Here is a 25,051-nt window from a genome sequence, read left to right on the forward strand (position 1 = left end):
CTTTCAGTCGCCCCAGCCCCTGCCCCGCCTGCCCCCACCCTGCCTGCCCCCACCCTGCCTGCCCCCGCCCTGCCTGCCCCCGCCCTGCCTGCCCCCGCCCTGCCCCGCCTTCACCGCCGGCCGCCATCCGTGCCCCCGCGCCCCCGTGCCGGCCTTCACCCGACGGCGCCGAATGCCGCCGAGAAATCGATCCGTGGAATATCCGGNGCGGATCGGGACGCCGACCCTGTTACGCCTTCTGCTGCCTGCATTCAGGAATGATTACGAGACGCTTCGCCAATACTTGCGGACCGGGATGCGAGCTGGTAGAAAGCAATCGGTAGCCCCGGTATGAAACAGCTCACACCTCTTCTGGTAAGGTTCGGGACCCGTGGGGAGCACATGGTCGGGAGCAGGAATTTACGCACGGCGACGATTGTCGTCGGATTATGTCTCGCGCTAGTACTGGCGGCATGCGGAGGATCGTCGTCGAGTGACGGCAGGGGTGGCTCGCCGAGCGCGCCGGCGGCTATTACGTCGAACGTCAGCGCCAAGATCATGGTGATCGGCGACCTGACCAGCACCATTCCTTTCAAGGTGCCGGAGGTCGTGCCGGTGGCGCGCGGGGTGCTCCGCGGTTTTCCCAACGTGCGGATCGAGACCTGTGACGCGAAGGGAACGTCCGGCGGCTATCAGATCTGCGCCCGGCAGGCGATCAACGAGAAGGTCGCCGGGGTGATCCAGGGCTTCGTCACCGCCCAGGACCAGACGGCGCTGACCAAGGCCGGCATTCCGGTGGTCGGGGTCAGTGACGACACGAGCCCCAACTCCTTCCCGGTCAGCTCCTCGTTCGCGCTCTACGTCTCCCTGGGGGTGGGCCTGGCCAAGACGGGCTGCACCAAGCTCGGCATCGTCTACCTCGACGGCTCGGACTTCCTCATCGACTACATCAAGCGGGGGTTCGAGTCCCGGGGCGGCAAGGAGGTCGCGCGAGCCCCGGTCGCGGCCAACGCCGCGGACCTGTCGCCCGCGGTCGCCAAGCTGACCGGCGCCGGCGCCACGTGCGTGGCGGTCAGCCTGGTCCCGAGCGGAGCGGCGCAGGCGCTCACCGCCCTGAGGCAGAGTGGCCGCACCCTCACGATCGGTGGAATCTCGGCGATCTTCAACGAGGATCTCCTCAGTTCGCTGGGCAGCCTCGCCGACGGCCTCATCGTCGTCGACAGCCAGCTCAACTCCCATGACACCGCCGCCGGCGGGATCGGGCAGGTGCAGGCGGACGCGCGGGCCGTCGACTCGAAGACCAAGCTCACCGAGCAGGCCGTCGTCGCCTGGATCGCCGCGCGGCTCGTCGGATCCGCGCTGCGCAGCACCACCGGCGAGGTCACGCCCGCCTCCCTCACCGCCGCGCTCAACGGCCTGCGCGGCGTGGACCTCGCGGGCGTCGTTCCGCCCTGGACCTCGCAGCCGCTGGACAACCCGTCCTTCCGCCGGGTGTTCAACCACTACGGGATCAACTACGAGATCTCCGGGGGCAAGGCGGTTCGCAAGGGCGACTTCTACGACATCGCCCCCATCCTGCGAACCAAGTGATCCACGGGGGATCGAGATGACCGAGGTATTCAGATTCGCCGCGCTCGGCGTGGGTGCCGGCGCGCTGTACGCGCTGGCCGCCGTCGGACTCGTCCTGGTGCACCGCGGGTCGGGTGTGGTCAACTTCGCCCAGGGCGCGATGGGCATGGTCGGCGCCTACGTGTACTTCGAGGGCCGCGGGGCCGACCTGCCCGACGCCGTCTCGGTGGTGCTCGGGCTGCTCGCCGCCGCCGTGCTCGGCGCGGCGTTCCACCTGCTGATCCTGCGCCGCATGCGGGGGGCGTCCGGCCTCGCCCGGATCGTGGCGACCCTCGCCCTGCTGGTGGTCCTGCAGTCGGTGGCGGTGCTGCGCTACGGGGACCTGCCGAAGGTGATCCCGTCCATGCTGCCGATCAGACCGGTCAGTGTGTTCGGGGCGCAGATCGGCCGGGACCGCCTCTACATCCTCGCCATCGTCGTGGTGCTCACCGCCGCGCTGTGGGCCGTCTACCGGTTCACCAGGTTCGGCGTGGCGACGAGCGCGGTGGCGGAGAACTCCCGGTCGGCCGCGGCCCTGGGTGTCTCGCCGGATCTCATCGGGGNGGCGAACTGGGCGGTCGGCGCGGCCCTCGGCGCGCTCGCGGCGATCCTGCTCGCGCCGATCACCGGACTCGGGCCCGCGAACCTCACCTACCTCGTCATCCCGGTGCTGGCCGCGGCGGTGGTGGGACGGTTCGCGTCGTTCCCGATCACCCTCGCCGCGGGCCTGGTGATCGGGATAGGGCAGTCCGAGGTGACGCGGTATGTCACCGCGCCCGGTCTGGCGACCGCCATCCCGTTCGTCCTCGTCGCGGTGGTGCTGCTCGCCCGCGGGCGGACGACCGCCGGGAAGGGTGACAGTTTCGGCCGGATGCCGCGGCTGGGCGCCGGCCGTCCCCACCGGCTCGCGACGGGAGTCGCGGTGCTCGCGTCGGTCGTGTGCATCTGGTGGCTGCTGCCCGCTGCGTGGGTCAACGCGTTCGGTCTCCAGATGATCGTCGCGATCATCCTGATGTCCTTCGTGGTGGTCACGGGCTACGCCGGTCAGGTCTCCCTCGTCCAGATCGGCTTCGCCGGGGTCGGGGCGCTGATGACGGCCTGGCTGGTGGCCGACCACGGCTGGCCGTTCTGGCTCGCCGCCCTCGCCGGCGTCCTCGCCGTGGTGCCGGTCGGGATCGTGGTGGGCCTCGGCGGGCTGCGCACCCGCGGGGTCCACCTCGCGATCCTCACCCTGGGACTGGCGATCTCGCTGGAGGCCGTCGTGTTCGGCAACCCCCGCTACACCGGCGGGACGGAAGGTTACCAGGTCGGCGGGATCCGCGTTTTNGGGCTGGCGGTCGACGCGCTGTCCTTCCCGAAGCGATACGCGAGCCTCGTGCTCGTCGTCCTCGTCGTCGTCGCCCTGGCGATCGTCAACCTGCGCCGGTCCCGCGCCGGGCGGCGGCTGATCGCGGTGCGGACCAACGAGCGCGCCGCCGCGGCGCTCGGCATCTCCGTGGTCGGCGCGAAGCTCTACGCCTTCGTCCTGGGCGGGATGATCGCCGCCCTCGGCGGCATCCTGCTGGCGTTCCACGATCCCGTGCCGAGCTTCGGCGCCTTCGCGGGCCTGCAGTCGGTGACGGCCCTGCAGAACGCGGTCCTCGGCGGCGTCGGGGCCACCACGGGGCCGCTGGTGGGTAGCTCGTTCGCCCCGGGGACCCTCGGCCAGCAGATCTTCGGGTTCCTCGGCGCGAAGGTGGCGCTCTACCTGGCGCTGGCGAGCGGGGTCGGGCTGCTGTTCATGCTGACCTCCGCGCCCGACGGCCTGGTGTTCCTGCGCCACCGCGCCGACGACCGGTTGCGCGCGCTGCTGGCCGACCGCCTTCCCCGGCAGCTGCCCGGGCTCCGGNCACGCGCGCGGCGGGCGACCACCCCTGCACCCGATTCGCCGACGTCCGCATCTCCGACGTCCGCATCTCCGACGTCCGCATCTCCGACGTCCGCATCNCCGACGTCCGCATCTCCGACGTCCGCATCTCCGACGTCCGCATCTCCGACGTCCGCATCCCCGACGTCCGCATCCCCGACGTCCGAGGTCGGGGGGGCGGGGCGCGCGGTGGGCCGCGAGCAGCATCGCGTCCCGCCGTTGGCGCTGGAGCTGCGCGGGGTGTCGGTGCGCTTCGGCGGCGTCGCCGCGCTGCGCGAGCTGAGCCTGCGCGTGCGCCCCGGCGAGGTCGTGGGCCTGATCGGGCCGAACGGCGCCGGCAAGAGCACGACGATCGACGCGATCACCGGTTTCACCACCCTGGCCGGCGGCGAGGTGCGTCTCGGCGAGACGCGCATCGACGGCTGGAGCCGCGAACGGCGGGCGCGCGCGGGGCTCGGCCGGTCGTTCCAGTCACTGGAACTGTTCGAGGACCTCACCGTCCTGGAGAACCTGCAGAGTGCCTGCGACCGCCGGGACAGCCTCGCCTACGTCACCAACCTGGTCGTCCCGGACCGCGGCCGGCTCACCCCCGCCGGCTGGGCCGCGGTCGCCGACTTCGGGCTCGCGCCGTTCCTCGACACGCCGGTCCAGGATCTCGGCTACGCCCACCGGCGGATGCTCGCGGTGGCCCGTGCCGTGGCTGGCGGCCACAGCGTCCTGCTGCTCGACGAGCCGGCGGCCGGCCTCGGTGATGCCCAGACCCGCGAGCTCGGCACGGTCCTGCGCCGGCTCGCGGACGAGCGCGGGATGGCCGTCTTCCTCGTCGAGCACAACGTCGACATGGTGTTGCGCACCTGCGACCGCGTCTACGCGCTCGACTTCGGGGCGCTGATCGGCGCGGGCACGCCGGCCGAGATCAGCGGTACGCCGGCCGTCGTCGACGCCTACCTGGGCACCGCCCGATTCCGGGCCGACGGCGTGCCCACCGGCGTGCCCACCGGCGTGCCCGACGGCGTGCCCGACGGCGTGCCGACGGACATGACCCCCGACGTGGCGATGAGGAGACAATCGGCATGAGCGAGGAACTCACCTGGCTGCCCGCGTGGCGCATCCGGGAACTGATCGGCAAGCGCGAGGTGTCCTGTGTGGAGGTCACCGAGCACTTCCTGGGCCGCATCGAGGAGTTCAACCCCACCCTGCGCGCCTTCGAACAGGTCGACCGCGCCGGTGCCCGCGAGCAGGCCCGGCGCGCCGACCGGGCGGTGGCCGCCGGCGAGGCCCTCGGGCCGCTGCACGGGATTCCGACGTCGGTGAAGTCGCACATCCGCGTCGAGGGGCTGCGCTACGTCCAGCCGGGCACGGACGTGGTGTCGAGTTTCGACGACATCTGCGTCGAGCGCCTGCGCCGGGCCGGAGCGATCATCATCGGTACGAACACCATGATGGGCGCCGGCGCCGACCTGACGCTCGCCCGGGACCGCCCCGGCGTGTTCAGCCCGTTCAACTGGGACGCCGAGGCGCTCAGCCCGTGGGACACCACCCGGGTTCCCGGCTGGTCCAGCTCCGGTGGCGCCGCGACGGCGGCGGCCCGGCTGCTGCCGGTGACCATCGGCTCGGACGGCGGGGGCTCGACCCGGCTGCCGGCCGCCTACTCCGGGGTGGTGGGCCTGCACACCTCCCGCGGGCTCATCCCGCACGTCAACTACGACAAGCCGACGATGCTGCTCACCGCCAGCTACGGGCCGCTGGCCCGGTACGTCCGCGACGCGGCGCTGTTCACCCGCGCGATGAGCGGCGGCGACGGGCGGGACTACGTGTGCCTGCAGGACGACACCCCCGATCCGGTCGACGCCCTCGACCGGGGTGTCGAGGGGATGTCGATGGCGTGGACCGAGGACTTCGGCTTCGCCGCGACCTACGCCACCGCCGACAGCGCGCGGATCATCGATGTCGCCCGGGCGGCCGCGCACAGCCTCGTCACCCTCGGCGCCACCNTCGACCCGACCGCGGAGGTCTGGGAGGACCGCGCCGAGCGGGGCACCGTGCGCTGGACGGTGGAGCCGTCCGTCTACGAGGTCATGGTCGGCACCAACTCGGCCCCGCTGCCGGCGCTGGACCCGCTGCTCTACCGCGAGCAGGCGGAGTCCCGGGCGCGCAACTGGGAACGCTTCCAGCGCCTGTTCCGGCGCTACGACGTCATCCTGTCGGTCACCGCGCAGCGGATCGCCGCGCCCGTCGAGGAGTGGGAGCGCGCCTGGACCGTGGACGGCCCGACCTTCCCGGGCGGCAGCTTCGCCCCGGTGTACTGCAGCCACACGATGATCTTCAACTGGCTGGGGTTCCCCGCGGTGACGGTGCCGTGCGGCTTCGTCGACGGCCTGCCCGTCGGGCTGCAGATCGCGGCCTGGCACGGCCGCGAGGACCTGGTTCTCCGCGTCGCCGAGGCCTTCCAGCAGGCGTTCCCCCGCGACGAACACCCGGCTGTGAGCTGACGTCGGCGGCTCGGCTGATAACGGCTCGGCTGGTTTCGGCTCGGGCGGGTCCGACTCGGGCGGGTCCGGCTCGGGCGGGTCCGGATCAGGCGGTGGCGGCGCGGTCGCGTTCGAGGGACCGATGGACGCCGTCGAGCACCAGGTCGAGCCCGGCGACGAACTCCGCGTCCGCGTCCGCGTGCTCGTCCGGCGTCAGGGGCGCTAGCATGGCCCCGGAGGTGTAGAAGAACAGGACCCGCACCACCCGGTCCGCGCCGATCGGGGTGAAACCGACCTCCCGCAGCGTCCCGTTCAGGGACGCGTAGAGCCCATGTGGCATCGGGTCGGCGACGTGCGCGGAGATGTGGCCCGCCATCCCCGGGTAGGCGCCGACGACCTCGCGGAAGCGCAGCAGGAACGACCGGATGCCGGCACTCCAGTCCGCGCCGGTCGGCTCGCACGGACCGACCCGGGCGTAGAGCTCGAGCGTGACCAGGCGCAGGAGGTGTTCCTTCGTCGGCACGTGCTTGTACGTCGCGCCGACCGCCACGCCAAGGCGGTCGGAGAGGCGGCGCATGGTGAGGCCCTCCACCCCGTCCGCACCGATGATCTCCAGGGCCTCGCCCACGATCTCGGCCTCGTGCAGCGCGCCGCGCCGCGGCCCGCCGCGGCTACCCCCCGTCGCGGCAGCATGCATGGGGACAGCCTAGATCCGTGGGCCGGGTGGGATCGGATGGTGTCCCGCGGTAGCGCGGAACACCACGCCGGCCGCCGGTGGCGGGCTGCGTAAGGTGACGGGGCATTGCGAGATGGTCACGCCGTTGGTGGCGTGATGGTCACCGGCTGGGCTGGGCTNGGCGGGTTCCGGGGGACGGGCCGGCGTGGCGTTCGAGGGGAGGTGGCCGCCGTGTCGGCGGGCAGACCCGAGGCGGACGAACCGCACCCGTCGGTTCCGGACGAACCGCACCCGTCGGTTCCGGACGAACCGCACCCGTCGGTTCCGGACGAGGCCGCAGGTGACCATCCCGATGCCTCGGCGGAACGTCCCACCGCGCCGGTGGAGCCGCCGGAGGCCGGGACCGAGCTCTCCGCCGGCGACGTCGTGCCGGGCGGCTTCGGCTGGGCCCGGGTGGCCGGCAGGGTCGTCCCGCTCGCCGCGACCGGCGCGGCGCTGTACCTGCTCATGCCGCAGCTCCTCGCGGTGTTCTCCGCGTTTCCCCGGCTGCGGACGTTCCAGCCCCTGTGGTATCCGGCGATGGTGCTGCTGGAGGCGGCCAGCTTCGCCTGTGTCTGGCAGCTCCAGCGGATCGCGATCAGCGGGTTGAGCTGGTTCCTCTCGGTTACCTCGCAGCTCGTCTCGAACAGCATCAGNCGGATCGTGCCGGGCGGGATCGCGGTCGGCGGCGCCGTGCAGTTCCGCATGCTGAACCGGGGCGGCTGCGATCCCGCCGCCGCCGGATTCGCGCTGACCGCGACCTCCATGGTGACCACGGGCATCGTGTTCGGGCTGCCCCTGGTCGTGCTGCCGGTGATCGCCTTCGGCCAGCCGGCGCCGCCCGGGCTCACCACGATCGCCACCACCGGCGGGCTGGCGTTCGCCCTGCTCGTGATCGTCGGTGTGATCCTCGCGCGGTCGGACGCGACAGTCCGTCTGCTCGCTCGGGCGGTCACCCGGCTGGCCCGACTGGCCCGGCGGTCGGCGCCCGCGGACCTTCCCGACGTGCTCGTCGCCCGGCGCACGGACGTGATCCGCTCGCTGGGGAGCCGCTGGCCCGGGGCCGTGCTGACCGCGGCCGGTAAGTGGGGGCTGGACTACCTCGCNCTGCTCGCGGCGCTGGCCGGGGCCGGCCAACATCCGCGGGTTTCCCTCGTGCTACTCGCTTACGTCGCCGCCAATGTTCTCGCTATGATTCCCATCACGCCCGGTGGTCTCGGCTTCGTCGAGGCGGGCCTGACCGGAACCCTCGCGCTCGCCGGGGTGCCGGCGGCGGCTGCCGCGGTGTCGACGCTGGCCTACCGGCTGGTGTCGTTCTGGCTGCCGCTGGCCGCCGGCGCCCCTGCCTGGGTCGCCTACCGCGTCCGGTACCGGTGACCCGCTCTTTCCGGTGGGCTGGTGGCCGGTGGGCCGCTGGCTGGTGGCCGGGGCTGGTGACCGGTGGCCGCGGTGCCGCTCCCGCTGCCGTTACCTGAGTGTGTCTCGGGGGAGCAGGAAGTCGGAGTACTACGAGATTCCTCCAATAGGCAGGCCCCGGCAGGCGTGAAACGGTGGGTGACGTGCCCGCCGCCCGCCCTGGAAGTCCGGGCGCGGCGCGGCGGCGTTCGGTCGTCGGATGCGGCCGAAGCGCAGGTCGCCCAGCCCGTCGGGTTCGGCGCGCGTCACCGACCTCAACTCTTCCGTGGGGCAGGCCGTGCGATACGAGATTCTGGGACCTCTGCGCGTGCTCGACGGCGACCGGCAGGTGCACGTGAGCGCCCCGAAACTGACGGTGCTGCTGGCGGTGCTGCTCGCCCGCGCCCGGCAGGTGGTCGCCGCCGACCTGCTGGTCGCCGAGATCTGGCCGGAGGATCCGCCGCGGCGGGCGACCGCCGCGCTGCACGTCTACGTCTCCCAGCTACGTAAGCTGCTCACCTGCCCGCGGCGCCCGCAGTGCCCGATCATCACCCGGTCACCGGGATACCTGCTGGCCGTCGAGCCGGAGGCGGTCGACCTGCACCAGTTCGAGCAGCGGGTGGCGGCCGGCCGGCGCCATGCCCGCTCCGGCCGGCACCCGCAGGCGGTCGAGCAGTTCACGGCCGCGCTGGCGCTGTGGCGCAGTCCCGCACTCAGCGATCTGCGCGACGGGCCGATCGTGGACGCCTTCGCCACCCGGCTGGAGGAGGCCCGGCTGGAGTGCCTGGAGATGATGATGGAATCCGGGCTCAGTGCCGGTCGCCACCGCGAACTCGTCGGCCAGTTGTTCGAGCTGACCCTGGAACACCCGATGCGGGAGGCCTTCTACCGCCAGCTCATGATCGCGCTCTACCGCTCGGAGCGACAGGCCGACGCGCTACGGGTGTACCAGCGCGCACGGGGGCTGCTCGCCGAGGAGCTCGGCGTCGAGCCGGGCCGCCACCTGCGGGAGATCCAGCGTGCCATCCTGCGCGACGACGACCGGTTCGAGCTGCCCTCCACGGGCTGACCGGACCAGCGGGCCGGACCAGCGGGCCGGGTCAGCGGGGGCCATTGCCGTCGACGAGGCGGACCAGCGTCACCCGGGAGGACACGCCGAGCTTGCGGTAGATGCGGGTCAGGTGCGCGTCCACCGTCCGGGGGCTCAGCCGCAGGTCGTAGGCGATCTGTCGGCTCGTCTTGCCGCCGACCGCGACCAGGGCGATCTCGCGTTCCCGGGGAGTGAGGTCGGCCAGCGCGTCGACGCCGGCCGAACGCCGCTCGTCCAGCGAGCGCAGGGCGGCGCGGGCCTGCGCGCCCAGCCGGTGCGCCCCGCACCGGCCGGCCAGCTCGACGGCGACGGCGAGCTGGCGGGCGGCCGGGTTGGTGCGTCCCGCCGCCGCCAGGCACAACCCGCCCTGCACCAGCAGGTAGGTGCGCAGCGAGAGCATGCCGGCAGCGGCGAACAGGTCCGCCGCCTGCTGGTAGAGCGCGCCGGCCGCGGCCGGCTCGGCGTGGCGCACCGCGTGCGCCCGGGCCGCGAGGGCATGCCCGCGCTGGTAGCCCAGATTCAGGCCCTCGGCGGCCTGTTCGGCGCCGTCCGCCCAGCGCAGGGCGGCGGAGACGTCCCCGAGACGTTCGGAGGCGGCGGTGAGCGCCTCGAACGCCATCGGGCGCAGGACGGGCGACAGCTCCGCCAGCGTCTCGCCGCCGCCGGTGTCGAGGATCAGCGCCATCGTCCGGTGCGGGTCGCCGCTGTCGGTCTCGGCCGCGTACGCGGTCCAGATGGCCGCCACATCGCCCCACCAGGACCGCCGAGGTGTCGGCCGGGCGGTGAACCGCTCGATGGCGGCCTCCTCGGCGAGCGTGGCCGCCCGCCGGCTGCCGTGGCCGTCGATCCACACCCCGGCCAGCGCCTCGATGGCGTCGGCGAGGTTCGTGTGGTGGCCGCGCCGGGTGTTGCGGATGAGGTGCTGCACCTCGGTAGCGGTCTGGCGGGCGTCGGCGAGCCGGCCGACCCGGTGGTAGACCGCGCCGAGCCCGCCGAGCAGCAGCGGCAGGGTGTCGTCGCGGCCGGTGCGGCGGGCGAGGGCGGCGCCGCGGCTGAAGTGCCGTTCGGCGTCGAGCTGGCGGCCCAGCACCGAGTCCGCCCAACCGAGCAGGGCCAGGTGTTCGGGATGGTCGGCGAGATCGGCGTCGGGCAACCGGTCGGCGATGGCGATGCAGCGGGTCACGGTCGCCGCGGCCGCCGGGATGTNCCCGCCGAACGCCTCGACGACCCCGCGTAGGGCCAGCGCGCCGACCTCAGCGGTGTGATCCTGCTGTTCGCGGGCGAGCCGCAGCAGCAGGCCCAGGTCGTCGGGGCTGGGCGGCGTCCCGTCGAGCAGCCCCACCGCCCCCCGGGTCAGCAGCAGGGTGATGACGGCCGGCCGTGCCTGCGGGCGCACCGGCCGGCCGGCGGCGGTCGGCGGGTGGTGGGCGCGCTGCCCCGGCGGCTCGCCGATGGCCGCGTCGATCTCGTCGGTGAGGATGGCCTGCGAGTCCGCGTGCTGCCCGAGGGAGTAGGCCAGCATGGCGCACAGGGAGGCGAGGTCGGCGCGGGCCGTCGCCGGGAGGGTGGCGGCCAGCCGCAGGGTCTGGCGGATCTGCGCCAGGCTCTCCGCGAGCTGTCCGGCCGCGCCCAACGCCCGGGCCAGGCCGAGGGACAGCTCGCCGCGCAGGCCCTGGACCCGCTCCGGATCCTCGCCGTCGACGCCCGCGAGGATGCGCAGTGCCAGCCACAGCCAGCGCACGGCATCGGGTGGCGCGCTGGCCAGCCTCTCCTCGGCCGCCCAGGCGAGTACCTCCACCTCGTCGAGACCCGAGTCCTGCGGACAGTGCTCGAGGTGGGCCGCGAGGACGGCCGGCGGCGCGCCGGACAGGCCGAGGATCCGCGCCGCCCGGCGGTGCGCCGCGCGCCGCCAGCCCGGGTCGACGGTCGGATAGAGCAGGCGGGCCAGCAGCGGATGGCGCAGCCGGTAGGCCTCCCCGTCGCCGGTCGCCACCAGCAGGTCCCGGGCGACGAGCGTGGCGACGGCGGTGCAGGCCGGGTCGATCGCCAGCTCGGCGACGGCGGCGGCGGTGTCGACGTCGAACGCCTCGTCGAGAACCACCGCCGCCCAGACCACATGCAGGCACGCCGGGTCGAGTCCGGCGAGCTCGGCCAGCACCGGGCTGACCAGGTCGCCCGGCGGCCGGTCGAGATCGCTGACGTCGTGCCCCCTGCCGGCGTCGGACGTCAGCTCGGCCCAGCCGGGGGAGAGGCCGTGAGCGAGGGCGGTCAGACCGAGCAGGTAGTGCGGATTGCCCTCGCTCGCCTGGTGGAGCTCCCGCAGCCGGGCGTCGTCCGCGGCCAGGCCGGTGAGCTGCGCCGCCTGGTCCAGGGTGAGCGGTGGGATGTCGATGCGGTCGACGGTGCCGAGTTCCTCGCCCTGGGCGAGGGAGCTGAGCAGCCGGGGCGGGCTCTGGCGCGGCCGGTGGGCCAGGACGAGCAGCAGGTGGGCGTCGACCGGCCAACGGACGAGGTGGTCGATGAGTGCGTTGGACGCCTCGTCCGCCCAGTGGACGTCGTCGACGATCAGGACGAGCCCGTCGCCGGCCGCCCGACCCAGCAACAGCCGGGCGGCGTCGAACAGCGCGCCCTCGGCGTCCGGCCGGGACGACCCGGTGCCCGGCGTCGACGGCTCGGCGTCCGGCGTCGACAACATGGCGGCCAGCAGCGGTCCGGGTGAGGACCGGTCGGCCTCCGCCGAGGGCGGCGGTTGGATGGACAGCAGCCGGCTGAACACCCCGAAGCGGACCGCCTGGTCGGTCTCGGCGCAGCGGCCGCTGACGACCGGCAGGCCGCGCCGGGCCGCCTGCCGGGTCAGCTCGCCGAGCAGCCGGGTCTTGCCGATGCCGGGGTCCCCGCGGATCTCGACGATGCGCCCCTGACCGGCTGCCAACGCCTCGAGTGCCGCCAGCAGGCGGCGACGTTCCTTGGGCCGGACCGCGCGCGGCCGCCGGCCGGCGCCGGAACGTGAGCCGGTCAAGTGAGGTCGGGCCGGGGCACGGCGGCGAGCAGGGTCCGGGTGTACTCCTGCGCCGGCTGGGCGAAGACCTGCCCGACCGGTCCGGTCTCGACGACCAGGCCGTCCTTCATCACCACCAGTCGGTCGCTGATGTGGTGGATGACGCCGAGGTCATGGGAGATGAACAGCATGGCGACTCCGAGATCGTGCTGGAGCCCGGCGAGCAGGTCGAGGATCTGGGCCTGGACCGAGACGTCGAGCGCGGAGACCGGCTCGTCGCAGACGAGCAGCTCGGGCTCCGTGGCCAGGGCCCGCGCGATGGCCACCCGCTGCCGCTGACCACCGGAGAGCTCCGGCGGCCGCCGCCGCCGCAGGCCGGGTGCCAGTCCCACCCGTTCGAGCAGGTCGACGACCCGGTCACGGCGTTGCTGCCCGCGCCGTACCCCGGCCGCGCCCAATGCCTCACCGATGATCTTCTCGGTGGTGAACCGCGGATCGAACGATCCGAGCGGGTCCTGGTAGACGGCCTGGATGCGCGGCCGCAGGGCGCGCCGTTCGCGTTCCCGCAGCCCGCTCCAGGGCGCGCCGGCGAAACGCACCGTTCCGGAGTCCGGGGCCTGCATCCCCAGCACGATCCGGGCCACGGTCGTCTTGCCGGACCCGGACTCGCCGACCACTCCGAGGGTCTCGCCGGCGAACAGCTCGAACGACACGTCCCGCACGGCGTGCCGCCAGGATCCGTCGGGGGAGCGGAACCGCTGGTTGATCGCGGTCACCTCGACGAGCGGACCGGCGTCGGCGCCCCGCCCCGGCCGCCCCGTCCCGGCCACCGGTACGACCGCCGCGGCGACGGGGGCCGTGACGGGGGCCGTGACGGCCGCGGGCGGACCGGGATGCCAGCACAGCGTCCGGTGGGCGGGCTCGTCCCCCGCCGCCGGCGGCAGCTCGGCGCGGCAGCGCTCGTCGCTGCGCGGGCAGCGGGCCGCGTACGGGCAGCCGGCGGTGGCCGGCGGGCGGTCGACCGGCGTGATCGACAGTCGGGTGCCCTTGGCGTGCATCGCGGGCACGGCCGCGAGCAGCGCCTGCGTGTACGGGTGACGCGGGTCGGCCAGCACCGCGGCGGTCGGCCCCTGCTCGACGACCAGCCCGCCGTACATGACCGCTACCTGGTCGGCGAGCCCGGCGACGACGGCGAGATCGTGGCTGATCAGCAGGACCGACCTGCCCGCCGCGGTCAGGCCGCGCAGCAGGTCGAGCACCTGCGCCTGCACGGTGACGTCGAGGGCCGTGGTGGGCTCGTCGGCCACCAGCAGTTCCGGGCCGGCGGCGAGCGCCGAGGCGATCAGCGCGCGCTGGCGCAGGCCGCCGGAGAGCTGGTGCGGGTACTGCGCCGCCCGCTGGGCCGGTTCGGGCACGCCCACGTCGGTGAGCAGGCTCAGCACGCGGGAGTGGACCCCGGCCCGGTCGACGACCCGGTGGGTGCGCAGCGCCTCGGCGATCTCCGCGCCGGCGGTGCGCAGCGGGTCGAGGGAGACCAGGGCGTCCTGGAGCACCAGGCCGATGTGCCGGCCGCGGACGCGCCGCCACGACGCCTCGCGCAACCTGATGAGGTCGCGGCCGGCGAAGCCCAGCCGCCGCGCGCTGACCGTCGCGCGGGCACCCGTCAGCCCGACGAGCGTCCGGGCGGTGACGCTCTTGNCGGAACCGGACTCCCCGACGATGGCGAGGCACTCGCCCCGGCGCAGGGTGAACGACACGTCCCGCACAGCCTGGACGGGACGCGCGGACCGGGCGTCGAAGGTCACGCTGAGCCCCTCTACGACCAGCAGGGGGTCATCGGTCGGCACGTCGGGCCGGGCCGCCGTGCTCGGTCCGTCCGTCGGCAGGGACGCCGCGCTTGGCACGTCCGTCGGCAGGGACGCCGCCCCCGGCACGTCCGTCGGCGGGGATGCCGCGCTTGGCACGTCCGTCGCGATGACCGCGCCAGGCGCCTGCGACGAGTGGACCGGCGGGACGGACGCCGGCGGCACCGGGGCGAGGGCCGCCGGAGCGGGCGCCCCGGAGGGGTCGCTCATCGGCTTGTCCTCCTCGTGTAGCGCGCCTGGGCGTGGCGTCCCACGACGTTCACGGCGATCACCGTGACGGCGATCGCGGCGCCCGGGAACACCCCGATCCACCAGGCGGTGGACAGGTAGTTGCGGCCCTCCGAGAGCATCAGCCCCCACTCCGGGGTCGGCGGNCCGACGCCGAACCCGAGGAAGCTCAGGCTGGAGGCGGCGATGAGCGTGGTGCCGAAGCCGACGGTCGCCAGCACCAGCAGCGGGCCCAGGGTGTTCGGCAGGATGTGCCGCGCGACCAGCAGCCAGCGGCGCAGGCCCAGCCCGACGGCCGCCTCGACGTAGCCGGAGCGGCGCACCACCAGCGCCTCCGCCCGTACCATCCGGGCGTAGCCGGGCACGGTGGAGATCGCCACCGCGAGGGTCAGGTTCCACGCGCCGCTGCCCAGCACCGTCATCGCCAGCAGGGCCAGCAGCAGCGGCGGCAACGCGAGCAGGACGTCGGCCAGCCGCATCAGCACCGTGTCCGCGGCCCGGCCGCCGAGCGCGGCGGCCAGGCCCAGCACCGCGCCGGCCAGCACGCCGAGCAGGGTCGCGCCCACGCCGAGCCGCAGCGACCGGCCGGCCCCGTCGACCACCCGGGTGAACACGTCCCGGCCGAGCTGGTCGGTGCCGAACCAGTGCGCCCCGCTCGGGCCGTGCAGCGCGTCGACCGACGCGGTGTCCGTCGGGGACCTGTCGGTGAACAGCCCCGGTGCCACCGCGATGAGGATGATCAGCAGCAGGATGCCGGCCGCGAGCACCAGCCCGACCCGGGGTGGCCGGCGCCCGCGGGTCAGGCCGCGCCGGCCGAGCCCGGCGGCGACGTCGATCGCCGTCATGCCTGCGCGCCCTTCATGCCCGCCTTGTTCATCTCCGGCGCCGGCTCCTCGTGGTTCTGGTCGGGTTGTGCTCCCCGACCCCCGCCCTCGGCTCGCAGCCGCGGGTCGATGGCGAGGTAGAGCAGGTCGACGGCGGTGGAGATCACGACGAACACCAGCGCGGACAGCAGCACCACGCCCATCACGACGGGCATGTCCCGGCTGCTGACGGCCTGCAGGGTCAGCGCGCCGATGCCGGGTCGGGCGAAGACCTTCTCGACGAGCACCGCACCGCCCAGCAGGGTGCCGGTCAGCCAGCCCGAGAGCGTGACCAGCGGCACCGCCGCGTGCCGCAGCGCGTGCCGCAGCCGGACCGCGGTCTGGCTCAGGCCCCGGGCCCGCGCGGTGGTGGCGAAGGGCTGTTCGAGCGCGGTCTCCAACCCCTCCCGCAGCACCTGGCCGAGGATCCCGGCCACCGGCAGGCCGAGGGTCAGCGCGGGAAGAACCAGCGCGGAGAACCCGTCGGCCCCGGCGACCGGGAACAGCTCGACGCGGAACGAGAACGCGGTGAGCAGCAGGATGCCCAGCCAGAACGACGGCGTGGACACCGCGACGAGCTCCCAGAGGTTGGCCAGCGCGCGCAGGCCGGGGCGGCGGCCCGCCGTGGCCACCGCCGAGGCCACCGCGAGGACCACCGCCACGACGATCGCGGCCAGGGCGAGCTCCACCGTCGGGCGCAACTGGTCCCCGATCAGCGCCGACACCGGCTGCTGGAGCTGGTAGGAGTCGCCGAGATCGCCTTGCAGGAGCCGGCCCAGGTAACGCAGGTACTGCATGATCAACGGCTGGTCGAGGCCCAGATCGAGCCGGATCTGGGCCCGCACCTCGGGCGAGGCCATGGTCGACGGCCCGAGGATGATGGCCACCGGATCGCCGGGCAGCAGGTGCAGGGCGATGAACGCCGTAGTCGCCGCGCCCAGCATGACCGCCGCCGCGGCGGCCACCCGGCGGCCGACGGCGGCGGCCACCCCCCGCAGGACCCGGGCCCGGGCGGGCCCCGCGGACCCGTCCGGCCGGGGNGTGCTGCTCACCGGGGTGGCCGTCATTGTCAGCTACGCCAGGTGTCGAAGAGCAGCGGCTTGCCGTTGGGGTCGACGGTCAGCCCCGACACGTCGGTCGCAATGGCGACGAGCTTCGTCGGGATGTAGATCGGCAGCACGACCGCATCGTCGACGACCACCCGGTGCTGCACCTTGCCGTACAGGTCGTCCCGCTTGGCCCGGTCGAGGGTGGCCGCGCCGGCCTCGGTCCAGGTGTCCACCTGCGGGTCCTTCAGGTTCGCCGCGTTCTGACCGCCGGTGGCCGGCAGGCTGGCCGAGTTGAAGAACCCGCGCAGGATGTCCGGCTCGAACCGCGTCCACGAGAAGTCGTACAGGTCGTAGTTGCCGTTCAGGGCCAGGGAGACGTAGGCGCCGATGTCGAGGGCGGGTCGGGTGACCTCCACGCCGATCTTCTTCAGGTCCGCCTGGATCGCCTGGGCGACGACCTCCCGCTGCTCGCGGGTGTGCGGCGGGTTCCACGGCCAGTTCACGGTCAGCCGCTTGCCGTCCTTCGTCCGGTAGCCCTGGCCGTCGCGGCCCGTCCAACCGGCCTCGTCGAGCAGCTTCCCGGCGGCCGTCGGATCGAACGCGATGGCGTTGGTCAGCGTCTTGTCGTAGGACGGGGTGGCCGGGGTCAGCGGGCTCCACGCCCGGGCGTACTGGCCGAAGTACACCGTCTTCACGGCCTGGTCGACGTCGGCGCCGAGCTGGATCGCCCGGCGGACCCGCACGTCGTCCAGGGGTCCGTGCGCGGTGTTGAGGTACACGTTGTAGGCGCCGCCGGCGTCCTCCACCTTGCGGATCTGCAGACCCTTGTCCGCCTCGACCGTCTTGGTGTCCGACGGCGGAATGCTCGTGGCCACGTCGACCTGGCCGCTGGTCACGGCGCCGACCCGGACCGTGTCCTCGGTCAGGAAGCGGAAGGTCACCTTGTCCAGGTAGGCCGCGCCGGTGTGCGCGGCCTGCTGCGGCGCCCAGTTGTACTTCGGGTTCTTCGTCAGGACGACGCTCTGGCCCTTGGTGTAGCTACTGAAGACGAACGGTCCGGTGCCGACGATCGCGCTGCCGCCGGCGCACAGCGCATCGGGGCCGCGGCTGAGCGAACGGGTGGAGTAGAAGCCCAGGTTGGGGGTGCTCGCTCCCTGCAGGAACGGGGCGAAGGGCTTGGAGAAGTTGACCTTCACTGTGTGCGCGTCGACGACGTCGGTGCCGGTGTAGGGGCCGAGCAGGGTGGCCGCGTACTGCGACTTCGTCTTCTTGTCGACGATGCGGTCGAAGTTCGCCTTCACCGCGGCCGCGTCGAACGGCGTGCCGTCGGTGAACGTCACCCCCTCACGCAGCTTGAAAGTGTAGGTCTTCAGGTCCGAGGCGACCTCCCACGACGTCGCCAGCCACGGATGGAATACGCCCTTGGCGTCGACGGTCACCAGGGAGTCGACCACCCCGCGTTCGATGTCACCGGTGATTCCCTGCTGATTGACCTGGAGATCGAAGCAGGTCGGTTCGACGTCGAGGGCGTAGGTCAGCGACCCGCCGGCCTTGGGCTTGCCCGATCCAGCCCCGGACCCTCCCGCGTCGGAGCCGGAACCCGAGTCCGAGCCGCAGGAGGTGAGAACCAGGGTCGCCGCTGTCGCTGCGGCGAAAAGAAGGTGGACGGGTTTGGCGAGACGCATGCGTGTGCTCCGGGAGTATGGAGGATGGCGTGGTGCGGAATTTCCGGGCCTGGCCCGATGGCGGCAGTCGAAGTGTGCACGAAAAGGGCTGGGAAGAGACCAGAAATGGCCGATCGACGGCGTCTCGGCGCAGCAGAGACGGCGTTATCGGAGAATGTTAGGGCAAGCCGCCGCGCCGGGGGCCCGGGCGCGGCGGTACATGATCAAGATTGTCGATTCCCCTTGCGGCGTCCCGCCATCGGGGCCGTGCGGATCGCCAGGCCCGTGAACTGGCCCCGGAATCCTCCGGGCCCGGTCGGGCGGCCGATCACACCTCAAGGTGAGGACGGGCGATGGTGGTCTTTCGGCTGTCCTGCCCTAGCGGGAATGCCGGTCGCCGCCGGGACAGGAAGCGCTCGAAACCCGCAGCAGATCGATGTGCCGGCGCGCGGTGAGGACGGTGCGCGCTGCTGTTCCGGCGATCTGACGGGGCGGTCGGACGAAGGTGTGGCCGAACGGCACCCGCGGAATGGAAGTCAATGTCCGGCGGCGCGTCCGCGAGGTCGGAAGGTGCTGCCGGTCGTCCACGGAATTCATCTTAGAGAAACCTGGCACTTTTGTGGTGGAAACTGTGATTCATGCCACTTCCGATGTTATCGGCTGCGATTCGGTTGCGGTCGTGGTTACGTCCAACCCGACGCACAGTCCGTGCTATGTGGGTTCGATCCCGGGCGCAAGGACCGGGTTCGAGGACCGTCGGTGTTCCGCCGCCGGTCCGAATAGTTACGGATGACTGTCCGCCCAGCCCGACCGCCGGTCGGTGCCGGCGAATCCGCCTTCCTCGAACCGTCCTCGAACCGTTCAGGAATAGGCCCGGACGTCCTCGTCGCCGGCGACCGCCGGCACGCCCGCCCCGGATGCCTCCGGCGCCGCCTGGGTGGCCGCCGCCGACGGACGGTCGCGCAGGAGCAGGGCGACGACCACGCTGATCACTACCGCGGTGACGGCGGAGACCAGACCGCCGACCCGCAGCCCGTCCACCACGCTGTCCGGCGTGGGGACGCCGCCGGCGCCGAGGTCGAGCCCGGAGTTGGCCACCGCCACGATCGCCGCCAGCCCCACCGCGCTGCCGACCTGTTGCGAGGTGGAGGCCACCGCGTTGGCGACGCCCTGCTCCTCGACGGCGATCCCGTGCCCGGCCGCGGAGAAGCACACCGTGAAGGCGATGCCGCCACCGATGCCCCACACCGCGATGCCGGGCAGCAGCGCCGGGTAGGAGCCGCCCACCGACATGCCGGGGACGAGCAGCCCGATGCCGATCCCGCACAGCAGCAGCGCGACGGCCATCGTCGCGCCGTACCCCAGCTTGGCGACGCTGGTGGTGGCCAGCGGGCCGGCGCCGGCCATGGAGATCAGCGTCAGCGGGAGGAAGGCCAGCCCCGCCTTCAGCGGGCTGTAGCCGAGGACGTTCTGCAGGTAGGTGGTGAACAGGAAGTACTCGCCGGCCAGCGTGCCGGCGAAGACGAACACGGCGAGCACGGCCGTGGTCAGGTTGCGGTATCCCAGCAGCCGAGGCGGCAGCAGCGGGTTGCGCAGCCGCCCCTCGAGGACGGCGAAGCCGGCGAGGATCACCACGCCGAGCGCGATCGCGCCGGCCGCGCGCACCGACCACCAGCCCGCGTCCGGCCCGCTGACCAACCCGAACACCACCAGGGCGACCCCGGCGGTGGCCAGCAGACCACCGGGAAGGTCGAACCCGGTGCGCGCGGNCCGGGTGCCGTCCGCCGCCAGCAGTCTCGGCGCCGCCGCGGCGATGAGTGCCGCGACCGGGACGTTGACGAAGAAGACCCACTCCCAGCCGAGGTAGTTGGTCAGGACGCCGCCGAGCAGCGCGCCGGCGGCGAGTCCACCGCCACCCGCGGCACCCCACGCGGCCAGCGCGCGGGTGCGCTCGGCGCCCGGCTGGAAGGTGGTGTTGATCAACGTGAGGATCGCCGGGAACAGCAGCGCCCCGCCGACCCCCTGCACGGCCCGCGCGGCGATCAGCAGCCCCGGGTCGCTCGCGAGGCCGCCGGCGAGCGAGGACAGGCCGTAGAGCAGCACCGCGGTGAGGAACACCCGCCGCGCCCCGAGCCGGTCGGCCGCCCGGCCGCCCAGCAGCAGCAGCCCTCCGAACGTCACCGCGTAGGCNCTGACGACCCACTGCAGGGACTGGGAACTGAAATCGAGCTCCCGGCCGATGTCCGGCAGCGCGACATAGACGATGTTGTAGTCAATAGCGATCATGAATTGGGCGAACGCCAGGAGTGCGAGCGTCAGCCCGAGCCCTGGCCGTGGTCGGGGCACGGATGCATCCACTGGAGTGGCTCTTTCTGTCGCTGGACGTCGGGTTCTGCCCCCGGGCGTCGGGTTCTGCCCCCGGGCGTCGGGTTCTGCCCCCGGGCGCCGGGTCAGGCCCCGGGTGTCGGGTCAGGCCCCGGGGTGGTCGCGCCCGGCCCTCGGCGGTGGGCGCGATCGGGGCGGGGNGTCAAAAATTCTACACACCGTTCTGTTTCTGCTCCACGAGTGATTGCTGAACGGGACGCGATCTCTGAGCGCCGTATAGTAGTTGGGCATTGTAAGGTGTCAAGAGTGGACGGAGTGAAACTGAGTCGGCGGGAGCGCCTGCGGGTCGAGACCGTGCGGGACATCAAGGAGATCGCGCTTCGTCACATGGNCGAGCAGGGCGCCGCGGGCCTGTCGCTGCGGGCGATCGCGCGGGAGATGGGGATGACCGCCGNCGCGCTGTACAGCTATTACGACACCCGCGACGATCTGATCACCGCCCTGATCGTCGACGTGTACGACTCCCTCGCCCAGGCACTGGAGGCCGCGCGCCGCTCCCGGCCCGACGACCCGGCCGGCCAGCTCGAGGCCGTCGGGGTGACCTACCGGGAGTGGGCGATTGGTCGCTCCCCGGAGTTCCAGCTCGTCTATGGCGACCCGATCCCCGGCTACAAGGTGCGCGACGACGGCGCCGAACTCGCGGCCGAGCACCGGGCCTGCGGCGTCCTGATCAGGATCGTCGCCGCCGCCTGGCCCGGGATCGGGGCCACCCGGGCCGCGGCCGAGGCCACCGCCGAGGTGACCACCGGCGGGCCGGCCCGGCCCGCCCCGGCCGCCGCCGGCTCGTACACATGGTCGGATTTTCGGCCCGACTTCGCCGCGATGGCGCGCACCTCGTTCCCCGACTTCCCGCCCGACGCCGCCGCGCTGTCCCTGCGGATCTGGGGCCGCCTGCACGGCCTCGTCGCGCTGGAGGTGTACGGCCACCTGCGGCCGCAGGTGAACGACCCGGCCCGGCTGTACGGTGACGAGCTGCGCGACCTGTGCGAGTTGCTCAACCTCACCCCGAGCGGCGCCCCGACCGCCTGACCGGCCTGACCGGCCTGACCGGCCTGCCCGGCCCGACGGCCTGCCCGGCCCGACGGCCCGGCCGGTGGCCGGCCGGGCCGGGCCCGGTCAAGGCGTGAGGTTCGGCAGCCGGTCGGCCGATGCCCGCCACTGCTCGGGAAGCGGCTGCTGGACGACCGGCCGTGGGGCGTCCGGCGAGCTGGCGGCCAGGGGGTAGCGGGGCACGATCTGCCGGGCAGCGATTCGCCACCCGCCGTCGGTCCGCACCAGGACGTCCCGGTACTCGCCGTTGGTCACCGAACCGTCGGCGAGCACGGCGAGGTAGCGGCTCACCGCCCGCACCGTGCCGTCCGGGTCGGCCAGGACCACGGTGCTCACGGTCTGATGGTCGGCGGCGTCGGGTGGCAGCCCGCGCTGGAACTCCGCCACCTCGGCGAGCCCGCGCAGGGACCTGCCGCTGCGCTGGAACTCGACCGCGACGTCCGCGGCGAACACCAGCCCGAGGTCGTCGGCCTGCCGGTTGTCGAACACGTGCGAGAACAGGGCNAGGGTCTGTCCGATCTCGGCGAGATCGGCGGCCGACAGCTTCGCGCTCATCGCGGTTGTCCCCTCCGTCGCGGNCGGCGCGCTCAGGCGGCGGCGATGGCGCCGACCTGACGCAGGATGGTGAGCCGGTCCGGCAGCACGGTGTAGTTGACGATCTGGCCGTCCCGGAAGGTGATGAGGCTGATGCTGGTGGCGTCGATGGGCTTGCCGGTCGNGGGCGCGCCGAACAGTTCGCCCTGATGGGTGCCCTCGATCCGCCAGTACACGACCACCCGGTCGTCCTCCGCGACGAGATCGGTCACCGTGGTGCGCACGTCCGGGACCGCTGACCGCAGCCACTCGAGATGCTCCCGGAAACCGGCGCGGCCGATGGACCAGCCGGCGTGCTGGCGGGTGGCGTCGTCCCCGTCGTCGGCGACGAACGTCTCCAGCAGCTCCGCCTTGNCGTAGTTCACCACCTCCTCGTAAAGCCGCCGCGCGATCTCCTTGTTGGCCTCGATGCTCATGCCGATCCCTTTCCAAGTTCGACTTTCAAGATGATCTGAAATCTGTTCGTCCGTAGACGGATTACTGCGGCGGCTCGCCCTGGTAGGTGGGTGGCAGCAGAATTCCGTTGGAGGCGGACAGGCCGCCGTCGACCGGTATGACGGCGCCGGTGATGTAGGACGCCGCCGGGGACGCGAGGAAATAGATGACCTCGGCCTGCTCCGCCGGCTGCGCCCAGCGTCCCAGCGGGACGCGCCGGGTCACCGCCGCGGCGAAGGCCGGGTTGGCGCGCTGACCGGCCGTGNGGGGGGTCTCGGTGAGGCCGGGGGCGACGGCGTNGATCCGGATGCCCTCGAAGGCGTAGTCCAGCGCGGCGGAGCGCACCAGGTTGTTCGCTGCGGCCTTCGTGGTGTTGTAGGCCCAGGTGTAGGGGTCTCCCCGCAGCCCGGCGCCGGACGACGTCACGACGATCGACCCTCCCCCGGTGGCCCNCAGCGCCGGCGCGGCCGCGCGGATCCCCAGCACCAGCCCGCGGACGTTCACGGCGTAGATCGTGTCGAGGCTCTCGGCCGCGCCCGCCGCCTCGATCGGCGGCGCGCCCCCGAGACCGGCGTTGAGCACCGCCGCGTCGAGCCGGCCGAAGCGCTCGACCGCCAGGGCGACCATGGCGTCGTTCGTCGCCGGGTCCGCCACGTCACCGACGAGGGTCACCACGTCCTCGCGGGTGCCGAGCTTGGCCAGGCCCTCCTCGGACACGTCGACGGCGACGACACCGAACCCGCGTTCGGCGAACAGCTCGACGGTTGCCTCGCCGATCCCGGCCGCGGCGCCGGTGACGACGACTGCTCCCCTGGCCATGTCGACTCTTCTCTCCCGCACCCGCGGTCGTTCGTCGAACGGCCCCGCAACATGCGTGTAGTAATCGGGCAGCATCCGGCCCGGATTGATCGGCTGTGTTATTCCCGCCGACGCTCGCGCCGGCCGGTGTGTCGCTGATGTTTCCCAACCCTACCGGGCTTGGAAACGCGGTGGGCTGCTTTCTGGTTGCTTGTTCTCCGGTCCCGCACAACAAAGAACTGCGTGGTCCGGACGGTTGGCCCGGACGGCGACGGACAGCCAACCGGGAATGGTCCGGCGCGGCTAGGTAGAAGTACGTAGCCGCGCCGGCCGTCCGCCGTCAGGCGAGGGAGTCGATGAACTGGCGGATCGCCGCCACCGTCGTCGGCGAGTGCTCCTCGAGGATCGAGAAGTGCTCGCCGGGCACGTCCACCGTCGTGTGCGGCGTGGTCCAGTACGCCTGCCAGCCGTCCGGGTCCGCCGGATCGATGATCGTCCGTCGTAGCGGGTCCGCCGCCCGGATGAGCAGCGTCGGGGCGGCGACCGGCTTCGCCTGCCAGCCGTTGAAGACCCGTACGTAGGCGCCCATGGTGGTCAGGCTCGCGTCGCTCCAGACCATCTGGTACCGATCGACCCGGTCGAGCATCCCGGTGATCATCGCGGTCAGCCACCAGTCCGCCATCCCCTCGCGGGTGGCGCTCTCGGGCGGGTAGCTGTCGACGAGCACCAGCCCGGACGGGGTGATTCCGGCGTTCTCCAGCTCCGCCGCCACCGCGTGCGCGACGACCCCGCCCATCGAGCGGCCGACGAGGACGAACGGCTCGTCCCCGACCAGCCTGGTCACCTCCCGCACGTGCATCTCGATGTAGGTGGGCTCGTCGATCGGGACGTGGTCGCTCTCGTCGTAGCCCGGCGAGGGCAGCACGAACACGTCCCGTTCGCCGCGCAGCAGGGTGCCGAGCCGGGCGTACTCGTGCGGCCCGGAGATCGCGCTCATCGCCGGGAAGCAGATCAGCCGATGGCGCGCCNGCCCCTCGGTGAGCTCCGGCCCCTCGGTGAGCTTCGGCCCCTCGGCGAGCTGGAGCGTCGGCACGGCGTGCCGCGCGCTGTCGGCCGCGCCGAAGACGGGTCGTAGGGCCGAGGCGACGACCAGGAGCTGGGCCGCGGCCGCGAAGTTGTCCCGGGCGCACAGCGCCTGGTACAGCTCGGACAGCGGTCCCTCCTGGGGGCCGATGGCGGTCGGCCGGCCCGCCGCCGGCCCGCCGGCCGCCGTGCTCGCGCCGCCCCCGGCGGGCGCGGCGGCCAGGATTTTCGCGAGCTGCTCGGCGAGGTACGCGGCGAGCGCGGCCGCGCTCGGGTGGTCGAAGGTGAGGGTGGCGGGCAGGCGCAGGCCGGTGGCGGTGTTCAGCCGGTTGCGCAGCTCGACGGCGGTCAGTGAGTCCAGGCCCAGCTCGCCGAAGTCCCGCTCGGCCTCGACGGTGCCGACGTCGCGGTGGCCCAGCACCGCCGCGACCTCCTGACGGACGTGCTCGAGCAGGATCGACTCCCGCTGCTCGTCGGGGGCCGCCGCCAGCCGGCCGCGCAGCGCAGCGGCGTCCGCACGCGACGCCGCGGCACCCTGTGCGGCACCCCGGCGGCCCGGGCGCACGAGGCCGCGCAGCAGCGGGGGCACCCCGTCGGTGGCCGCCCGCCGGCTGATCGTGGCGACATCGAGGGCGGCGGGGACGAGCAGCGGCTGGTGGAGGGTGCCGGCGGCGTCGAACAGGGCGAGACCGTCGGCGGGCGCCAACGACCGCAGACCGCTCTGCGTGATGCGGGCCCGGTCGGCGGCGGTGAGGTTCTCGGTGANNGTGCTGGTGTCGTTCCAGAGTCCCCAGGCGAGGCTGGTGGCGGGGAGTCCGTGGGCGTGGCGGTGGTGGGCGAGGGCGTCGAGGAAGGTGTTCGCCGCGGTGTAGCTG

General features: G+C 73.1%; 16 protein-coding genes and 22 pseudogenes. 14 read left to right on the plus strand and 24 right to left on the minus strand.

All coding sequences use genetic code 11. The features are described 5' to 3' along the window. Nucleotides 1-537 precede the first annotated feature (537 nt). From FF86_RS20610 to FF86_RS53670, 7 genes and pseudogenes are all read left to right on the plus strand, one after another. Complete coding sequence (locus FF86_RS20610; RefSeq protein WP_044888358.1) at nucleotides 538-1,569, plus strand: ABC transporter substrate-binding protein; 1,032 nt, start codon at nucleotides 538-540, stop codon at nucleotides 1,567-1,569. 16 nt (nucleotides 1,570-1,585) lie between these two features. Further along, nucleotides 1,586-2,150, plus strand: a pseudogene (locus tag FF86_RS53645) (branched-chain amino acid ABC transporter ATP-binding protein); the annotation flags it as partial. A 1-nt stretch (nucleotide 2,151) separates the two neighbouring features. After that, nucleotides 2,152-2,913: pseudogene (locus FF86_RS53650) on the plus strand (branched-chain amino acid ABC transporter ATP-binding protein); the annotation flags it as partial. A 1-nt stretch (nucleotide 2,914) separates the two neighbouring features. Beyond that, a pseudogene (locus tag FF86_RS53655) lies at nucleotides 2,915-3,475 on the plus strand (branched-chain amino acid ABC transporter ATP-binding protein); the annotation flags it as partial. A 264-nt stretch (nucleotides 3,476-3,739) separates the two neighbouring features. Then, entirely contained in the window at nucleotides 3,740-4,570 is an 831-nt protein-coding gene (locus FF86_RS53660; RefSeq protein WP_255355865.1) for an ABC transporter ATP-binding protein, read from the plus strand. Continuing rightward, nucleotides 4,567-5,487, plus strand: a 921-nt coding sequence (locus FF86_RS53665; protein WP_242419175.1) for an amidase, incomplete at its 3' end; no start/stop codon positions are given. The genes FF86_RS53660 and FF86_RS53665, both read left to right, overlap by 4 nt. Nucleotides 5,488-5,571: 84 nt before the next feature. After that, nucleotides 5,572-5,985: an amidase family protein gene (locus FF86_RS53670; protein ID WP_242419185.1), complete on the plus strand. Its 414-nt coding sequence runs from the start codon at nucleotides 5,572-5,574 to the stop codon at nucleotides 5,983-5,985. 85 nt (nucleotides 5,986-6,070) lie between these two features. On the opposite strand, the gene FF86_RS20625 is transcribed toward FF86_RS53670, so the two are convergent. Further along, a complete protein-coding gene (locus FF86_RS20625; RefSeq protein WP_044888361.1) occupies nucleotides 6,071-6,661 on the minus strand; it encodes a TetR/AcrR family transcriptional regulator in 591 nt (196 codons plus the stop codon). A 486-nt stretch (nucleotides 6,662-7,147) separates the two neighbouring features. Between FF86_RS20625 and FF86_RS53675 the strand changes: the two are divergent. The 4 genes and pseudogenes from FF86_RS53675 to FF86_RS20635 all read left to right on the plus strand — a co-directional run. After that, nucleotides 7,148-7,335: pseudogene (locus FF86_RS53675) on the plus strand (TIGR00374 family protein); the annotation flags it as partial. A gap of 1 nt (nucleotide 7,336) precedes the next feature. After that, nucleotides 7,337-7,785, plus strand: a pseudogene (locus tag FF86_RS53680) (TIGR00374 family protein); the annotation flags it as partial. A gap of 1 nt (nucleotide 7,786) precedes the next feature. Next, on the plus strand, nucleotides 7,787-8,056 hold the full coding sequence (locus FF86_RS53685; protein WP_242419176.1) for a flippase-like domain-containing protein: 270 nt from the start codon (nucleotides 7,787-7,789) through the stop codon (nucleotides 8,054-8,056). A 316-nt stretch (nucleotides 8,057-8,372) separates the two neighbouring features. After that, a complete protein-coding gene (locus FF86_RS20635; RefSeq protein ID WP_044888370.1) occupies nucleotides 8,373-9,143 on the plus strand; it encodes an AfsR/SARP family transcriptional regulator in 771 nt (256 codons plus the stop codon). 31 nt (nucleotides 9,144-9,174) lie between these two features. Here FF86_RS20635 and FF86_RS64265 read toward each other — a convergent pair whose 3' ends face one another. The 12 genes and pseudogenes from FF86_RS64265 to FF86_RS62890 all read right to left on the minus strand — a co-directional run. Further along, the gene (locus FF86_RS64265) at nucleotides 9,175-9,849 is read right to left on the minus strand and encodes a LuxR C-terminal-related transcriptional regulator (RefSeq protein ID WP_313954364.1); all 675 of its coding nucleotides are present in this window, start codon (nucleotides 9,847-9,849) and stop codon (nucleotides 9,175-9,177) included. A 522-nt stretch (nucleotides 9,850-10,371) separates the two neighbouring features. After that, nucleotides 10,372-12,183, minus strand: a pseudogene (locus FF86_RS53695) (AAA family ATPase); the annotation flags it as partial. Beyond that, on the minus strand, nucleotides 12,180-13,860 hold a 1,681-nt coding region (locus FF86_RS20645; RefSeq protein WP_242419177.1), incomplete at its 5' end, for an ABC transporter ATP-binding protein. The pseudogene FF86_RS53695 and the gene FF86_RS20645, both read right to left, overlap by 4 nt. A 1-nt stretch (nucleotide 13,861) precedes the next feature. Further along, nucleotides 13,862-14,237: pseudogene (locus FF86_RS53700) on the minus strand (hypothetical protein); the annotation flags it as partial. Continuing rightward, nucleotides 14,234-14,401 (minus strand): annotated as a pseudogene (locus tag FF86_RS53705) (ABC transporter permease); the annotation flags it as partial. The pseudogenes FF86_RS53700 and FF86_RS53705, both read right to left, overlap by 4 nt. A gap of 1 nt (nucleotide 14,402) precedes the next feature. Continuing rightward, nucleotides 14,403-15,100, minus strand: a pseudogene (locus FF86_RS20650) (ABC transporter permease); the annotation flags it as partial. Next, nucleotides 15,097-16,158: ABC transporter permease (locus FF86_RS20655; RefSeq protein ID WP_313954362.1), on the minus strand; the 1,062-nt coding region annotated here is incomplete at its 5' end. The pseudogene FF86_RS20650 and the gene FF86_RS20655, both read right to left, overlap by 4 nt. A gap of 29 nt (nucleotides 16,159-16,187) precedes the next feature. Continuing rightward, a complete protein-coding gene (locus FF86_RS20660; RefSeq protein ID WP_044888365.1) occupies nucleotides 16,188-17,852 on the minus strand; it encodes an ABC transporter substrate-binding protein in 1,665 nt (554 codons plus the stop codon). A 357-nt stretch (nucleotides 17,853-18,209) separates the two neighbouring features. Continuing rightward, nucleotides 18,210-18,428, minus strand: coding sequence for a putative leader peptide (locus FF86_RS67270; RefSeq protein WP_370657190.1), 219 nt, complete (start codon nucleotides 18,426-18,428; stop codon nucleotides 18,210-18,212). Nucleotides 18,429-18,692: 264 nt separating this feature from the next. After that, on the minus strand, nucleotides 18,693-19,541 hold the full coding sequence (locus FF86_RS53710) for an MFS transporter (protein WP_313954365.1): 849 nt from the start codon (nucleotides 19,539-19,541) through the stop codon (nucleotides 18,693-18,695). A 60-nt stretch (nucleotides 19,542-19,601) separates the two neighbouring features. After that, nucleotides 19,602-20,021: pseudogene (locus FF86_RS53715) on the minus strand (MFS transporter); the annotation flags it as partial. A 1-nt stretch (nucleotide 20,022) separates the two neighbouring features. After that, nucleotides 20,023-20,177 (minus strand): annotated as a pseudogene (locus tag FF86_RS62890) (MFS transporter); the annotation flags it as partial. A 285-nt stretch (nucleotides 20,178-20,462) separates the two neighbouring features. Between FF86_RS62890 and FF86_RS67275 the strand changes: the two are divergent. The 3 pseudogenes from FF86_RS67275 to FF86_RS53730 form a co-directional block, all read left to right on the plus strand. Beyond that, a pseudogene (locus FF86_RS67275) lies at nucleotides 20,463-20,547 on the plus strand (TetR/AcrR family transcriptional regulator); the annotation flags it as partial. A 1-nt stretch (nucleotide 20,548) separates the two neighbouring features. After that, nucleotides 20,549-20,610 (plus strand): annotated as a pseudogene (locus FF86_RS62895) (hypothetical protein); the annotation flags it as partial. A gap of 1 nt (nucleotide 20,611) precedes the next feature. Next, nucleotides 20,612-21,245, plus strand: a pseudogene (locus FF86_RS53730) (TetR-like C-terminal domain-containing protein); the annotation flags it as partial. Nucleotides 21,246-21,332: 87 nt separating this feature from the next. On the opposite strand, the gene FF86_RS20675 reads toward FF86_RS53730, so the two are convergent. The 11 genes and pseudogenes from FF86_RS20675 to FF86_RS62910 all read right to left on the minus strand — a co-directional run. Then, nucleotides 21,333-21,770: nuclear transport factor 2 family protein (locus FF86_RS20675; RefSeq protein ID WP_242419178.1), on the minus strand; the 438-nt coding region annotated here is incomplete at its 5' end. A gap of 1 nt (nucleotide 21,771) precedes the next feature. Further along, nucleotides 21,772-21,821: pseudogene (locus tag FF86_RS62900) on the minus strand (nuclear transport factor 2 family protein); the annotation flags it as partial. A 32-nt stretch (nucleotides 21,822-21,853) separates the two neighbouring features. After that, nucleotides 21,854-21,984 (minus strand): annotated as a pseudogene (locus FF86_RS53735) (ester cyclase); the annotation flags it as partial. A 1-nt stretch (nucleotide 21,985) separates the two neighbouring features. Further along, nucleotides 21,986-22,214, minus strand: a pseudogene (locus tag FF86_RS53740) (ester cyclase); the annotation flags it as partial. Nucleotide 22,215: 1 nt separating this feature from the next. Further along, nucleotides 22,216-22,276: pseudogene (locus tag FF86_RS62905) on the minus strand (ester cyclase); the annotation flags it as partial. Between the two features lie 61 nt (nucleotides 22,277-22,337). Beyond that, the coding region (locus FF86_RS53745; protein WP_242419179.1) for an SDR family oxidoreductase at nucleotides 22,338-22,560 on the minus strand (223 nt) is incomplete at its 5' end. Between the two features lie 35 nt (nucleotides 22,561-22,595). Continuing rightward, nucleotides 22,596-22,747: pseudogene (locus FF86_RS53755) on the minus strand (SDR family NAD(P)-dependent oxidoreductase); the annotation flags it as partial. Nucleotide 22,748: 1 nt separating this feature from the next. Next, nucleotides 22,749-23,114: pseudogene (locus tag FF86_RS53760) on the minus strand (SDR family oxidoreductase); the annotation flags it as partial. Between the two features lie 319 nt (nucleotides 23,115-23,433). Continuing rightward, nucleotides 23,434-24,108: an alpha/beta fold hydrolase gene (locus tag FF86_RS67280; protein ID WP_396229969.1), complete on the minus strand. Its 675-nt coding sequence runs from the start codon at nucleotides 24,106-24,108 to the stop codon at nucleotides 23,434-23,436. A 14-nt stretch (nucleotides 24,109-24,122) separates the two neighbouring features. Next, nucleotides 24,123-24,765, minus strand: a pseudogene (locus tag FF86_RS53765) (acyl carrier protein); the annotation flags it as partial. A gap of 178 nt (nucleotides 24,766-24,943) precedes the next feature. After that, a pseudogene (locus FF86_RS62910) lies at nucleotides 24,944-25,051 on the minus strand (KR domain-containing protein); the annotation flags it as partial.

This window comes from Frankia sp. CpI1-P, from assembly GCF_001421075.1.
Taxonomy (GTDB): Bacteria; Actinomycetota; Actinomycetes; order Frankiales; family Frankiaceae; genus Frankia; species Frankia torreyi.